The sequence below is a fragment of the Thalassospira lohafexi genome, from assembly GCF_002844275.1.
In the GTDB taxonomy this organism is placed as follows: domain Bacteria; phylum Pseudomonadota; class Alphaproteobacteria; order Rhodospirillales; family Thalassospiraceae; genus Thalassospira; species Thalassospira lohafexi.
The window spans coordinates 179,918-194,880 of sequence record NZ_NXGX01000006.1; the positions used below are offsets into that span (position 1 = coordinate 179,918).

Sequence of the window (14,963 nt, forward strand, 5' to 3'; positions counted from 1 at the left end):
TGATATATTAAAGCCATTGAAGGTGCATTATGCCACGTTTTGCTGCCAATCTGTCGTTCCTGTTTGCTGATCTGCCGTTTGAGAAGCGTTTTGCGGCAGCAGCAGAGGCAGGATTTGTCGGCGTGGAATATATCGGGGCTTATGATGTGCCGATGGCAACGGCAAAATCGCTTCTGACCGATAATGGCCTTGAGCAGGTTTTATTCAATCTGCCACTTGGCGACTGGGATGCCGGGGATCGTGGGCTGGCGTGCCGACCGGGCCGTGAAGATGAATTTCGTGACGCGGTGGTCAAGGGGCTTGATTATGCGGCGGCGACCAATTGCAAGATGCTTCATTGCATGGCCGGTGTTATGGGCAAGGACGAAGATGCCGGTGAAATTGCCCGGCTTTATTGTGACAACCTGCTCTATGCCGCCGATCTGGCCGATCAGGCCGGTGTCGATATCCTGATTGAACCGATCAATCCGATGGATATGCCGGGCTATTTGCTTAATTCGGTGGAGCAGGCGGCGGTTATCCTCAAACAGCTCGACCATCCACGTCTGGCATTGCAGTTTGATATCTATCACGCACAAATTGTCGGCGGGAACATCGCCGCCCGTCTTGACCAGTATTTTGAGATCACCCGTCATGTGCAGGTGGCTGGCGCGCCGGGCCGTCATGAACCCGACAGTGGGGAACTGAATTACCCGTTCTTGTTGTATCTATTGGATCGGATCGGGTATGACGGCTGGATCGGCTGCGAATACAAGCCACATGGCAAGACCGAAGACGGGCTGGGTTGGCTTCGGCCATGGATGTCAAAGCCGGGGACTTGATCGTTCTATTGGTCGCGGTGGTTACTCAATCAAAATAGCGCGGAAATCATTCACATTGGTCAGGGTCGGGCCGGTGACCAGCAGGTCGTCAATCTTGGCAAAGGCGCTATAGGCGTCGTTGTTGGCCAGATATTCGCGTAGATCAATTCCGGCATCTTGGCCCTTCTGCCAGCTTGTCGGATCAATGATCGCACCGGCGTTGTCTTCGCTGCCGTCAATACCATCGGTATCAATCGCAATCGCGCTAAGGCCAGCTTGATCGCGAAACTGAATAAGCAGGGATAGCAAAAACTCACTGTTGCGCCCGCCGCGTCCACCTTTGCCGCGCACGGTGACCGTGGTTTCCCCACCGGAAAGCAGAACACAGGGCTTGGCTGCTGGTTGACCGTGGTTGGCGACCTGATGGGCAATGCCCGCATGCATGATGGCGACTTCACGGGCTTCGCCTTCGATGGCATCCCCTAGGATGACCGGGTTAAGACCCAATTCGCGGGCGATCTTGGCGGCGGCCTCAAGACTGTCTTGCGGGCGGGCCAGCATGACTGTTTTATGGCCATCAAAACAGGGATCACCCGGTTTGATGGTTTCATGGGCGCTGTCGGTCAGAAGATCCTTGGCAGCCGTTGGAATATCGATCTGATAATGGCGCAGGATATCAAGCGCATCCTTACCCGTTGTCGGGTCGGCAACCGTTGGACCCGATGCAATGATCGCCGGATCATCACCGGGAACATCAGACACAAGATATGTCACCATGCGCGCCGGGGCGGATGCCTGTGCCAGTCTGCCGCCCTTGATCGCGGACAGATGTTTGCGCACGCAGTTCATTTCCGAAATGGTCGCACCACTGCGCAAAAGTGCCTTGCTGATTGATTGTTTGTCTTCGAGTGTCAAGCCCGGACCGGGCAGGGCCAGCAGGGCCGACCCACCGCCTGAAATCATGCAGACCACGAGATCATCTGGGCCAGCTTTTTGGACAATCTCAAGTATGCGTTCGGCGGCCTTTTGACCCGCCGTATCAGGGACCGGGTGGGATGCCTCGACAATTTCGATTTTCTCGCAGGCAACCGCATGACCATAGCGGGTGACAACCAATCCTTCAAGCGGACCATCCCACGCCTTTTCAAACGCGCGGGCCATATTGGCCGATGCCTTGCCGGCCCCAATGACAATGGTTTTGCCTTTGGGCTTTGCGGGCATGTTCAATGGGATTTGAACGGCTGGATCGGCTGCCTTTAACGCAGCATCCATCATGGCCAAAAGTTTTTCGCGCGCGGTTGTCATGGTTCGGTTCCCTGAATGGAGTTTTGGTCTGACCGTCTTTGGGCGGCGGTTTGAATATTGTCAGGTCGATTGTTTGTCCGAGGCTGTTTTAAAGAAATCAAGGACCGCTTGCAGGTGATTTGACATCGCCTTTTCCGCCGCATCAGGATCGCGTGCGGCAATGGCTTCGATGATGTCATGATGATGTTCCTGCACCATCCGGTCAAACGAGGGACCGGTCAGATTGTTAAACCGGATTTCCATCAAGGCAGCCTGCAACACATCGTGCAGCATTTTCATCACGTGATAATAAATGATCGATCCTGTGGCCCGGCCGATCATCATGTGCAAACGATGATCGTCATCGGCGCGGTATTTGGACGCACGGCGCGGATCATGGGCCTGACGGTAGGCAATACGCAGCAACTTGATGTCTTCGTCACTGGCGTTGATTGCGGCGCGCCTAGCCGCCCATGTTTCCAGCGTGCAGCGTATTTCTTGCAGATCACGCAGGTTGCTGATGGAATCGCGGACAAGATCGGTCATGGCGGTATCCATGTCGATCCCGGTCGATGACAGGATTTCCGTTCCACCGCCCTGAACCGCGCGTAGATAGCCGCGGGTTTTCAGCTTTTGCAGGGCGGCACGCACGGAAACCCGGCTGACTTTCATGGTTTCAGCCAGTTGGCGTTCACCGGGAAGTCGGTCACCGGGCAGGAAAATACCGTCTGAAATCTTTTCAAGCAGCTGGTCTGCGACCTGATCGGCAATCCGTTTGGGACGCTTCGTTTCCTGATCGTCCGGGGCCGGGGTCATTTTGGCAGACGGCATTTTAAGGTTTCTCCAGTCGCGGTTTATCAGCCGATGCTGTCACGAAGTCGTACCGTATTTTTATAAATGGTCATACCAGTTTAGGGGATGTTTGGGGCGGACGCAAAGCACGATACGCTCAAGACGCATTGTTATGCCAAGGCTCATTGATAATGACCCTTGGTTTTCAGGGCAGATCGGCTTGCATGAGCTTGTCTGAGCGTCGATAAATTGATACTTCAACAGGTGTAAACCAACACAGCATGGCTGCCCCATGACAGGCATGTTTGACGATTTACCGGTTTGCCGTTCCGTTACCGACTTTCAGGAGAATACGCGTGCGTCACCATGCAGGGCCTCTTTTGGGCCAAGATGATCCGGCCCCGTTTGAAATTTTGAACGCAAATGGCAAAGGATATTCGCTTTTTGTTTGCGACCATGCATCGCGTGAAATTCCCCAAAGTCTTGGTACGCTTGGCTTGCCAGAAGAGGAACGCAAACGTCATATCGGGTGGGACATCGGGGCGCGCAAAGTAACCGAAATTCTCGTTGACCGGTTTGATTGCCCGGCTGTTCTGGGGGGATATTCGCGGTTGGTGATTGATTGCAACCGGCAACTTTGGGATCCGACCGGGATGCCTGAAATTTCTGATCAGACGGTGGTGCCGGGCAATAAAAACGTGTCGCCCACAGAACATATGAAACGGATCCGTGAGATTTTCCTGCCGTATCATTGGGCGATTGAAGAACAGATTGCCAATTTCCATGCCCATAAAATTGTCCCAGCTTTGATCGCAATCCACAGCTTCACGCCGGTGTTTCAAGAGTTTGAACGGCCTTGGGAGCTTGGCATTCTTTGGGATCAGGATGATCGTATTCCAGTTCCGCTGCTGGCCAGGCTGCGCGAACAGAATCCCGATCTGACCATTGGTGACAATGAACCTTATTCCGGGCAGCAAATGGCGGATTATACCATTGATCATCATGGTGAAGCCGGTGGTTTGCCCTGTGTGTCGATTGAAATCCGTCAGGATCTGATTGATACTGATGAAGGATGCGAGAAATGGGCAAAAATTCTTGGCGACGCGTTTGTCGATATTCTTGCCGATCCAAACCTTTATAAGATCAGGAGAGACTGATTTGGCGGCGTTCCAGACGCAAGAACCGGGGTTTTCGATTGGTATCGAAGAGGAATTCTGGCTTGTTGATCGCCAAAGCCGCGATCTTGCAAATGATCCGCCAGCGGACTTTTTAAAGGATGCCAAGGCAAAGCTGGGTGATCAGGTTTCCAGCGAGTTTATGCGCTGCCAGATCGAAACCGGTACCAAGGTTTGCAACAGTGCAAAGGACGCCCGCGAACAACTGACCCATATGCGCTCAACCCTGGCCGAAATTGCCAGCAAATATGATATGGCGTTGCTGGCGGCATCGACCCACCCATTTGCCCAATGGGACAGCCAGAAACACACCGAAGGCGAACGCTACAGCACCATCGCGCGTGATTTGCGCACGGTTGTTGACCGATTGCTGATCTGTGGCATGCATGTGCATGTGGGTATTGAGGATGATGACCTTCGGATCGAACTGATGGCGCAGGCCAGTTATTTCCTGCCGCATCTTCTGGCCCTGACCACCAGTTCGCCGTTTTGGCGGGGCCGTGATACCGGGCTTCAGACCTTCCGGCTTTCGGTGTTTGATAACCTGCCACGTACGGGACTGCCCGAAGTGTTTGGGTCGTGGGCGGAATATCGCCGCCATGTTGATATGCTGATCCAGGCCGGTGTGATTGAGGACGGTACCAAGCTTTGGTGGGACTTGCGCCCATCGGACCGGTGGCCGACTCTTGAGATGCGGATTGCCGATGTTTGTACCGATCTTGAAGATGCGGTGTGTGTTGCGTCAATTACGCGATGCTTGATGCGGATGTTGTATCGATTGCGGCGTAATAATCAGCGGTGGCGTATTTATTCGCACATGCTGGTACGCGAAAACCGTTGGCGGGCCTGCCGATATGGCAGTGATCCGGGCGAGAAAACCGGATTGATTGATTTTGGCCGGGCTGAAATTGTGCCGTATGTCGATCTGGTCGAGGAAATCCTTGAACTGATCCGCCCGGATGCGGAATTTTTTGGCTGTGTTGCGGAAATTGAACATGCGCGTGAAATCGTGCGGCGAGGCACAAGTGCGCGGCGTCAGCGCGAGGTCTTTGACGCTGCGATTGAAAAGGGGATCAGCCCGCGCGATGCGCTTGTCGCGGTGGCGGACCACTTGATTGAACAGACAGTGCCGGGGTCGCAATCGGTCGTCTAACGCCCCTTGTCAGCGCGCAACGCATTGAGTATCGTCGCGCCGCATTAAAAGTTTTCGCGCACCGGGTATCCGCTGTGCAGCCCATCATCGGAGAAGAATGAATGACCGAAGTCGGTGGTATCGCAGCTGATCAGCTTGCGAGTTATGTTGAGCGTATTGAACGTCTTGAAGAAGAAAAAGCCAACCTTATGGCTGATATCAAGGAAGTTTACGGCGAAGCCAAAGCACTTGGCTATGACGTGAAAATCCTGCGTCAGATTATCCGTCTGCGTAAAATCGAAGACCACGAACGCAGCGAACAGGAACAAATCCTTGAAGTGTACAAGCGCGCGCTTGGCATGAGCTGACACCTTGTGTCAGCAGACTGCAACATGAATTCAAAGCCCGCTTTCGAGCGGGCTTTTGTTTTTGTATCCTGATCCAATGAACACGCAAACCCGTCCCGAAATCACAGCCGAAGTCACAGACGGTGTCTGTCGGCTTTTGTATCACCATCAGATGTCCTGCCTGACCGAGCTTCGGTTGGGCAATGGGCGGCGGCTGGATGTGTTGGCGCTTGGGGCCAAGGGGGAACTTTGGGCGGTTGAAGTCAAATCATCGGTCGCGGATTTTAAAGCCGATCAGAAATGGGAAAGCTATGTCGAGTATTGCGACAGGTTGTTTTTTGCCGTGCCGATGGATTTTCCCAAGGAACTGATCCCCGAGAGTGTGGGACTAATTGTTGCCGACCGGTTTGAAGCAGCGATCCTTCGCATGCCCGAAGAACAGAAACTTTCAGCAGCACGGCGCAAGAAGCTGTTGATTTCATTTGGGCAAACGGCGGCTGGACGATTAGGCAACACGATTGGCGATAACGTGTTTATGCCCTGAAATACAAAGGCCCCGCACATTTGTCGGGGCCTTTGGTTTTGGTGGTCTGTGCGGGATTATTCCGCGGCCTTAAGGTGTTCTGGCGGGTTGCGGAACTGGTCGATCAGCTCGGCCTCACGCGTTTTGACCTTTTCAATATTGCCATCTTTGATGTGACCATATCCGCGAATTTGTTCGGGCAATGCCAGAAGCGCGTTGGCAATACGTACATTGTCATGGGTCAACCCGCCAATGATTTCGGCAACCAGCACTTCGTAATCGGTAATCAACTGGCGTTCGGCTTTGCGTTCATGGGTGCGGCCAAACGGATCAAGGGCGGTACCGCGCAGGAATTTGAACTTCGCCAGAACGCGGAAGGCATTCATCATCCATGGACCATAGGTCGATTTCGTTAGCTGACCATTTTCCGGGTTCTTATCGGCAATCGCCGGTGGGGCAAGGTGGAATTTGATTTTGTAATCACCCGTGAAGTTTTTGGCCAACTTCTTAAGGAACGCTGGATCGGTATAAAGTCGTGCGACTTCGTACTCGTCCTTATAGGCCAGCAGTTTGAAGTAGTATTTCGCCACTGTTCGGGTCAATTCATCCCCACCATCAAGGCGTTTTTCCGCCGCGGCGACCTGATCAACAAGGGTCGTATAGCGGTTGGCATAGGCGGTATTCTGATAACCGGTCAGGAAATCGACGCGTTTGGCGATGATGTCGGAAAGTTCGGTGGCAACCGGGTGAGCCTGCACTTCGTTCGGGCCAACAACCTCAAGAACGCGATTGGGTTCGTGGGCATATAACCGGCCCCAATAGAATGACTGCTTGTTCATATCAACGGCCACACCATTAAGCTCAATCGCCTGCATCAGGGCTTCTTCGGTGATCGGGATCAGGCCGCGCTGCCACGCGACACCAAGCATGAACAGGTTGGTGGCAATCGAATTGCCCATTAAGCGGGTGGCAATGTCACTGCCTTCGACAAAATTGACCGCGTCCGCACCACAGGTGTCGGAGATGACTTTCATATGCTCGTTGGTTTTAAGCTCAAAGTCCGGGTTGCTGGTAAAGGCACCCGTCACGGTTTCATGGGTGTTGATCACGGCTTGGGTAAAGTTGCGGCGCATTTTGGCCAAGCCTTCGTAACTTGCCGCGACCAAAAGGTCACACCCCAGCACGACATTGGCTTCGCCGGCCGGAATGCGCGCGGCATGCAGTTTACTTTGTTCGTTGGCAAAGCGGATGTGGCTGACCACAGCCCCGCCTTTTTGCGCAAGGCCGGCCATGTCAAGTCCGACAATGCCCTTGCCCTCAATATGGGCGGCCATGCCCAGCAATGCGCCGATGGTAACCACACCGGTCCCGCCAACGCCCGTGATCAGAACCGACCATGGTTCGTCGATATCAGGCAGGGTCGGGCGCGGCAGGCTGGCAAAGACGGCATCGCCATGATTGTCGCCCTTGGCAGCGGCATCTGGCTTACGCAGCGATCCGCCTTCAATCGTTACAAAGCTTGGGCAAAAGCCGTTTAGGCATGAGAAATCCTTGTTACAGGCCGATTGGTCAATGGCACGTTTGCGGCCAAATTCGGTTTCGACCGGCACCAAGGCAAGGCAGTTCGATTTTTCACCGCAATCGCCACAGCCTTCACAGACAAGGTCATTGATGAAAACGCGCTTGGGCGGATCGACCATCAGTTTGCGTTTGCGACGACGGCGTTTTTCCGCCGCACAGGTCTGATCAAACACAAGGATGGTAACACCTTCGATCTCGCGCAGTTCTTTTTGGGTGGCATCGAGTTCATCACGATGGCGGATATCCACACCGGGGGCAAAGTCAGACCCCATCGGGTATTTATCTGGCTCGTCAGACAGAACGATGATGCGCTTGGCACCTTCGTCAAACATCTGACGGGTGACCTGTGGCACGGTCAGGGGACCATCAACCGGCTGGCCACCGGTCATGGCAACCGCGTCGTTAAACAAGATTTTATAGGTGATGTTGACACCCGACGCGACGGCGGCGCGCACGGCCAAAGACCCGGAATGGTAATAGGTCCCATCACCAAGGTTCTGGAAAACATGTTTTTCATGGGTAAAGGGTGCCTGACCGATCCAGGTCGCACCTTCGCCGCCCATATGGGTAAAGGTTTCGGTCGAACGGTCCATCCAGTTAACCATGTAATGGCACCCGATCCCGGCCATGGCACGGCTGCCGTCGGGGACCTTGGTTGAACTGTTGTGCGGGCAGCCCGGACAGAACCACGGAATGCGCGCGACATCCGGGCGCGGTTCGGCGATTTCCTTTTCCTTTTCGGCCAGCCAGTCAATGCGTTCATGAATGGCCGGGCTGTCATAGAACCGTTTGATCCGCTCGGCCAGAACCACGGCAATGCGGGCCGGGGTCAGCTCATCCATCGATGGCAGGATCCACTCGCCTTTTTCATCAAACTTGCCAATAACCTGCGGGCGGACATCTTCGCGCCAGTTATAAAGCTGTTCCTTGACCTGATTTTCCATCACCGCGCGTTTTTCTTCGACGACGATGATTTCCTCTAAGCCCATGGCAAATTCGCGCACATCGTCACGGTTGAGCGGCCAGCTCATCCCGACTTTTAGAACCCGAATGCCGATCTGTGCGGCGTCTTGCTCGGAAATGCCAAGGTCATCAAACGCCTGCATGACGTCAAGATATGCCTTACCCGTTGTGATGATACCAAGCCGCGCATTCGGGCTATCGATCACGGTTTTATTGAGTTTATTGACCCGCGCATATGCCAATGCGGCATAGAGCTTGTATTTCATCAGGCGATGTTCTTGCTCCTTGGGGGTATCGGGCCAGCGGATATGCAGGCCGCCCTCGGGCATGGCGAAATCATCGGGGATGATCGGAGTGATGCGGTCTGGTGCGACATCGGCCGCAGCCGAGCTTTCGACCGTTTCGGCAATGGTTTTCATCGCCACCCAGCAACCGGAATAACGGCTCATGGCCCAACCATGAATGCCGAAATCAAGGATATCCTGAACACCGGATGGGTTTAAAACCGGGATTTGCGCATCAATAAAGGCATATTCGGTCTGATGGGGCAGGGTGGATGATTTGCAAGAATGGTCATCCCCGGCAAGAACAAGGACACCGCCATTTTGGGATGTGCCAGCATAGTTGGCGTGTTTAAAGACATCGCCGGACCGGTCAACGCCCGGTCCCTTGCCATACCACATGCCAAAAACGCCATCATATTTGGCATCCGGGTACATATTGACCTGTTGGCTGCCCCAAACAACGGTGGCGGCAAGGTCTTCGTTGACCCCGGCCTGAAATTCGATCTGTTGCTTGGATAGAAACTTTTGGGCCCGCCATAATTGTTGATCCAGACCACCAAGCGGCGACCCGCGATAGCCGGAAATACAGCCCGCAGTATTAAGGCCTGCGCGCGCATCAAGCTGGCGCTGCATCAGAGGCAATCGAACAAGTGCCTGAATGCCTGTCAGATAAACCCGGCCTTCTTCAAGCGTATATTTATCATCAAGGCTAATTGCCGCCAATTGTGCCATGACCAGTCTCCCTCGGAATCTCTCTGATGTGCCGGACCTTTTACACACTGCTTATAGGGATATGGGCGTTGGTGCAGTGTTTCGGTATGGCCCGTGTGTAAATCCATCTCGCACGGTTTGCGGGACCAATGCGAGATGTCGTAATGGTAATGAATGCTGACCTTTTTTCAAAGCGAACTCGCAGTGCACAGCCCAAAACGCCCGATTGTATGGATTGACGTTACGTCAACTTAATATTTACTTATTCCGGTACCGATTTGCGCGCAATATAATTGCGTTTCTGCTGCGGTGCGATATTTCGGGTTGGCCGAGTCTCTGCTCGGAACAGCAAAACCCACGTGGTATCGTTTGCGTGGAACTTGGGTAAAGAATCAGGAAAGGATCATGTAGATGGACCAACGTGTTTCACTGATCACACTTGGTGTTGCCGATCTGGATCGGTCCCGGCGGTTTTACGAAGACGGGCTTGGCTGGCACGTCACCCAGATGGTCGAGGGTCAGGTTGTGTTCTATCAACTGTCCAATGGGCTCGCACTTGGTCTGTTTGGCCGGGCGGATCTGATCAAGGATGGCAAGTTTGACGATGATACCGGGGCGACATTTGGCGGGCTGACATTGGCGTTTAATGCGCGCAGCGAGGCCGAGGTCGACGCGGTGATGCTTGAGGCCGAAAAAGCCGGGGCCAAAATCCAGAAACCGGCGGAGAAAGTATTCTGGGGCGGCTATTCCGGGTATTTTCGCGATCCCGACGGACATGCATGGGAAGTGGCGTTCAACCCATTCTGGGAACTTGATGACGCCGGAAACCTGCATATTCCGCCGCAGGGATAGCGTGTTGCCACCTTACGCGGTCGGCGGTTTTCGATTGCGCAAATGTGTAAGCAGGTAAATAAGCCCCCCGGCCAGCAATCCCCAAAACGCACCCGATATGCCATAGAATGTCAAACCGGCTGCCGTGACGATAAAGGTGACAGCGGCAGCTTCACGGGCATCTTCTTGCCTGAAGGCCGCAACAGCCGATCCGGCAAACGCGCCGATCAAGGCAAGACCCGCGACGGCTTCGATCAGGATGCTTGGTGCAAGGCTGATGAAGGCGGTGACAAGTCCGGCGAGCAATCCGAACGCGATATAAAACACCCCGCCAAACACAGCCGCCCAATAGCGTTTGGCTGGATCGGGGTGGGCATCCTTGCCTGCGCATAATGCAGCCGTAATGGCGGCAAGGTTGACCGCATGTCCGCCAAACGGGGCCGAAAGCAATGAAAAGATGCCGGTCACGGTAAAAAGAGGACCCGGTGGTGTGTCATAATCATTGGCGCGCAGAACCGCCGTGCCCGGAATGTTTTGCGATGCCATGGTGACGATGAAAAGTGGCAAGGCAATGCCAACCAGCCCGGCAAGGGTAAAGTCCGGCATGATGAATTCCACTGGTGGGGCGATGGAGTTGCCAAGGTTCGCCAAGGCATTTGGCGGAAAATCGATCCCGAAAATCATCACGCCAATAAACGCCAAAAGGGCCGCAGGCACCGCAAGCAGACGGTTAATCCGCCCGACCACCAGCCACGCAATCACGATGGGGAGGCCCAACAGCGGATCAAAGGCAGCCGCCTTGACCGGGGCAAAGCAGAGGCCAAGCAGCACACCGGCCAGCATCGCATTGGCAAGCGGGGCAGGGATGCCCGCAACCGCACGGCCCAAGGGTTTCCAAACACCGCTGATGATGATGAGGATGGCACAGATGATAAAGGCCCCGACCGCTACGGCAAAGCCGCCGTCAATCGCCCCGGACGTTGCCAGAAGTGCCGCCCCCGGAGTTGACCAGGCAATGCTGATTGGAAGCCTTGTCTTAAGCGATAAAACAATCGCACATAACCCCATGGAAAGGGACAGTGCCATCAACCCCGATGCTGCCTGTTCAGGCGTGGCACCAACTGCCGTTAACCCCTGTAGTACAACAGCAAATGAACTAGCCGACCCAACAAACCCGGCCAGTAGGCCCATGAAAATACTCTGGGGCGAAATATCACGCAGCATGGTGGCTCCGGCAGGTTGATCAAAGGTTAGTGGCGCATGGAGAAGCCGTTAACCACAGGGTTTTTGACCCTAGCGGGAACTTTTTAAACAAACCAGTTTTTCTTGGTCTGCTGAATTACCCTTGATCCTGCCGGTACGGGCTGTGTTCGGATTTAATGAATTCTTGGTCCTGTGCGATGTGATCTTTTTCCTGAGCCAGGAATTGCGCGACCGCACGGCGTAGGCCGGGGTCGGCGATCAGGTGGGCGGAATGGGTGATGACCGGTTCATAGCCACGCTGAATTTTATGTTCGCCCTGTGCGCCTGCTTCGACGGTTTTCAGGCCATGTTCAATCGCGATATCAATTGCCTGATAATAACAGGTTTCAAAATGTAAAAGCGGGGTACGGTCCATTGTGCCCCAGTTGCGCCCATAAAGGGTTTCGGACCCGATCAGGTTCAGCGCGCCGGCAACCATTTCGTCATCATGGAACGCCGCCACCAAAACCGTTCTGTCGCGCAACCGTTCATGCAGCAATTCAAAGAACTGCCGGGTCAGGTAAGCCTGACCCCATTTGCGGTCCGATGTATCGCGATAAAAATGGTAAAACCTATCCCAGTGTTCAGGCTTTAGATCATCACCACGCAGGGCCTTGAACGTATATCCGGCTTCAAGAACCTGTTTGCGTTCCTTGCGCAGGTTTTTGCGTTTGCGCGAATTTAGTGCGCCGAGGAAATCGTCAAAGGTCTGATAGTCCCGATTATGCCAGTGATATTGCAAGCCGGTGCGCGTCAGAAACCCGGCGTCGCGCATTTGTTTGCTTTCGTCACCACTGCAAAAGGTGACGTGCAACGTCGCCATGCCCAGCTTTTCGGGCAGTATCGAAAGGCCTTCAATCAGCATGCGCCGCACACTGCTGGGATCGGGATGATCGTTTGCCACAAGAAGTCTGGGGCCGGTGACCGGTGAGAAGGGGACGGCTGATTGCAGTTTTGGGTAATATTGACCGCCGGCACGTTCATAGGCCTCGGCCCACGCCCAATCAAAAACATACTCCCCGTAGGAGTGTGCCTTGACATAGAGCGGGACGATTCCGATCACCAGACCATCTTCGTTTTTAAGTACAAGGTGAAAGGGTTGCCAGCCATTTTCAGCGCAGGTTGAGGCGCTGTCTTCCATGGCCGACAAAAATGCAAAGCTGACAAAGGGATTATCAGAACCAGCGCATTTGTCCCATTGGGCTTGCCCGATTTCATGGATATCGGTGACGGTCTTGATTTCGGCGGGCAAGTTGTAGTCCCCTGACTTGTATTCTGATCGCAACGGGTGGCCAGTTTTATACGCAGTAGCCGGTATATGCGTTCAGAAGATAGGCGCATTGCGTATTTACGCAAGGGAAAGCCTTTGACGCAGATGTCTCAAAGTCCTATTCCATTGGGCCATGATTGTCCTGTGACGATCACTGACGGCTCGGGATTCTCCCGTGTCGCCCTCGCTTAAGAAAAGGATGGTGCGCCGTGAACAGCAAACTTTCGTTGGAGAAGGACAAGATCAAGATCGTCCTGCTCGAAGGTATCCATGAAAACGCTGTAAAGATGTTCAAACAGGCCGGCTACTCTAATGTCGACCATTACCCTGCTGCGCTCGACGCGGATGAATTGAAATCCGTTGTCTCCGAAGCGCATTTTCTGGGCATCCGTTCTCGCACCAAACTGACCGAAGAAGTCATCGACGCAGCAGGCAAGCTGACCTCAATCGGTTGTTTCTGTATTGGCACCAATCAGGTCGATCTGAAGGCGGCTGCCATGCGCGGTATTCCGGTCTTTAACGCGCCTTATTCAAATACCCGTTCGGTGGCTGAATTGGTTCTGGGCCAGATCATCATGTTGATGCGCGGTATTCCGCAGCGTAATGCTGCTGCCCATGCGGGTGACTGGCTGAAAAATGCCAAAGGGTCCTATGAGGCACGCGGCAAGACGCTTGGCATTATTGGTTACGGTCATATCGGTTCGCAGCTGTCGGTTTTGGCCGAATCGCTTGGTATGAATGTCATTTACTATGACGTGATCAACAAGCTTGCCATGGGCAACGCCACCACATGCACATCGATGGATGAATTGCTGGCGCAATCGGATGTGGTATCACTGCATGTTCCGGCCAATGATCAGACCAAAAACATGATCACGGCAGTTGAGATCGGCAAAATGAAGCCTGGCGCACATCTGATCAATGCGGCACGCGGCAATGTCATTGTAATCGAAGACTTGGCTGCTGCGCTTGAAAGTGGTCATTTGGCCGGTGCGGCGCTTGACGTGTTCCCGGTTGAGCCGGCAGGCAAGGATGAGCAGTTCGAAAGCCCACTTCGGGGCATGAGTAACGTCATCCTGACCCCGCATATCGGTGGATCGACGCAGGAAGCACAGGAAAATATCGGTTTTGAAGTTGCGGACAAGCTGATCACATATTCCGATAATGGTTCGACATTGGGTGCTGTAAACTTCCCGGAAGTGTCCCTTCCGGTCAAGGACCGCACTCATACCCGTTTCATGCATATTCATCGCAACGTTCCGGGTGTTCTGTCGAAAATCAACGACGTGTTTTCAACGCGCGGCATGAACATCAGTGGCCAGTACTTGCGGTCCGAAGGTGGTGTTGGGTATGTCGTCGTCGAAGTCGACGAGGAAATCAAACCGGGCCTTGGTGTGCGCAAGGAACTTGCCAACATCGAAGGTACTTTGCGGGTGCGCTTCCTGTTCTGATCATAACAGCCTGATGAACATAAATTAAAAGGGGCGGGACCCATATGGATCCCGCCCCTTTTTCTATTTAACGCGACGTATTTATAGCTTGCGATACATCACCAGTGCGTCTGTTTCGCCCAATGTCGGATGCATGAAGGCATCGGGCAGGCGGCCGACAACTTCAAAGCCGAGTTTTGGCCACAGGTGAATGGCGGCGGCGTTGCTGGCGATGACGAAATTGAACTGCATCGCGCGATAGCCAAGGTCCTTGGCCCGAACAAGCGAGTCTTCACACATCTTGCGTGCAAGGCCTTGCCCGCTGGCGTTTGGGGCAACCATATAGCCGCAATTACAGACATGTGCGCCACCACCGGCCTGATTGGTCCGGATGTAATAGGTGCCAAGAATTTGACCGTCTTGCTCTGCGACCAGTGTGGTCTTGTCGGCGCCCAGCCAGTAATCGGCGATCTGGTCGCGTGTCAGGTTGGGATCAATCGCATAGGTATCACCCGCGCGCAGGATCGGTTCGACAATCGCAAGGATGGCATCCTTGTCACGTGGGGCGGCTTCTCGGATGTGCATCGAATGGCAAACT

Annotated in this window: 13 protein-coding genes; 7 read left to right on the forward strand and 6 right to left on the reverse strand. The window is 54.1% G+C overall.

From position 1 onward, the window contains the following. Positions 1-29: 29 nt before the first annotated feature. A complete protein-coding gene (gene otnI / locus COO92_RS15835) occupies positions 30-821 on the forward strand; it encodes a 2-oxo-tetronate isomerase (protein WP_101303653.1) in 792 nt (263 codons plus the stop codon). A gap of 21 nt (positions 822-842) precedes the next feature. Here otnI and COO92_RS15840 read toward each other — a convergent pair whose 3' ends face one another. Next, on the reverse strand, positions 843-2,105 hold the full coding sequence (locus COO92_RS15840; RefSeq protein WP_101303655.1) for a glycerate kinase type-2 family protein: 1,263 nt from the start codon (positions 2,103-2,105) through the stop codon (positions 843-845). A 60-nt stretch (positions 2,106-2,165) separates the two neighbouring features. Beyond that, a complete protein-coding gene (locus tag COO92_RS15845; protein WP_101303656.1) occupies positions 2,166-2,915 on the reverse strand; it encodes a FadR/GntR family transcriptional regulator in 750 nt (249 codons plus the stop codon). A 317-nt stretch (positions 2,916-3,232) separates the two neighbouring features. On the opposite strand from COO92_RS15845, the gene COO92_RS15850 reads away from it, so the two are divergent. The 4 genes from COO92_RS15850 (at position 3,233) to COO92_RS15865 (ending at position 6,074) form a co-directional block, all read left to right on the forward strand. Then, entirely contained in the window at positions 3,233-4,033 is an 801-nt protein-coding gene (locus tag COO92_RS15850) for an N-formylglutamate amidohydrolase (protein ID WP_101303658.1), read from the forward strand. Position 4,034: 1 nt separating this feature from the next. After that, entirely contained in the window at positions 4,035-5,204 is a 1,170-nt protein-coding gene (locus tag COO92_RS15855; protein WP_240626467.1) for a carboxylate-amine ligase, read from the forward strand. Between the two features lie 101 nt (positions 5,205-5,305). After that, entirely contained in the window at positions 5,306-5,551 is a 246-nt protein-coding gene (locus COO92_RS15860) for a DUF2312 domain-containing protein (protein ID WP_022733469.1), read from the forward strand. A gap of 76 nt (positions 5,552-5,627) precedes the next feature. After that, positions 5,628-6,074: an MmcB family DNA repair protein gene (locus tag COO92_RS15865; RefSeq protein WP_101303662.1), complete on the forward strand. Its 447-nt coding sequence runs from the start codon at positions 5,628-5,630 to the stop codon at positions 6,072-6,074. Positions 6,075-6,130: 56 nt separating this feature from the next. Here COO92_RS15865 and COO92_RS15870 read toward each other — a convergent pair whose 3' ends face one another. After that, positions 6,131-9,613 (reverse strand): indolepyruvate ferredoxin oxidoreductase family protein, encoded by a 3,483-nt coding sequence (locus COO92_RS15870; RefSeq protein WP_101303664.1) that lies wholly within the window; start codon positions 9,611-9,613, stop codon positions 6,131-6,133. Positions 9,614-10,003: 390 nt separating this feature from the next. On the opposite strand from COO92_RS15870, the gene COO92_RS15875 reads away from it, so the two are divergent. Continuing rightward, positions 10,004-10,444, forward strand: coding sequence for a VOC family protein (locus COO92_RS15875; RefSeq protein ID WP_101303666.1), 441 nt, complete (start codon positions 10,004-10,006; stop codon positions 10,442-10,444). Between the two features lie 12 nt (positions 10,445-10,456). Here COO92_RS15875 and COO92_RS15880 read toward each other — a convergent pair whose 3' ends face one another. Both COO92_RS15880 and COO92_RS15885 read right to left on the reverse strand, forming a co-directional pair. Beyond that, positions 10,457-11,647, reverse strand: coding sequence for a benzoate/H(+) symporter BenE family transporter (locus COO92_RS15880; RefSeq protein WP_101303667.1), 1,191 nt, complete (start codon positions 11,645-11,647; stop codon positions 10,457-10,459). Between the two features lie 115 nt (positions 11,648-11,762). Beyond that, positions 11,763-12,917, reverse strand: coding sequence for a GNAT family N-acetyltransferase (locus COO92_RS15885; RefSeq protein WP_101303669.1), 1,155 nt, complete (start codon positions 12,915-12,917; stop codon positions 11,763-11,765). Positions 12,918-13,144: 227 nt separating this feature from the next. Here COO92_RS15885 and serA point away from each other — a divergent pair, with 227 nt between their 5' ends. Continuing rightward, entirely contained in the window at positions 13,145-14,386 is a 1,242-nt protein-coding gene (gene serA, locus COO92_RS15890) for a phosphoglycerate dehydrogenase (protein ID WP_101303671.1), read from the forward strand. Between the two features lie 81 nt (positions 14,387-14,467). On the opposite strand, the gene COO92_RS15895 is transcribed toward serA, so the two are convergent. Then, complete coding sequence (locus COO92_RS15895; protein ID WP_101303673.1) at positions 14,468-14,950, reverse strand: GNAT family N-acetyltransferase; 483 nt, start codon at positions 14,948-14,950, stop codon at positions 14,468-14,470. Positions 14,951-14,963: the final 13 nt, after the last annotated feature.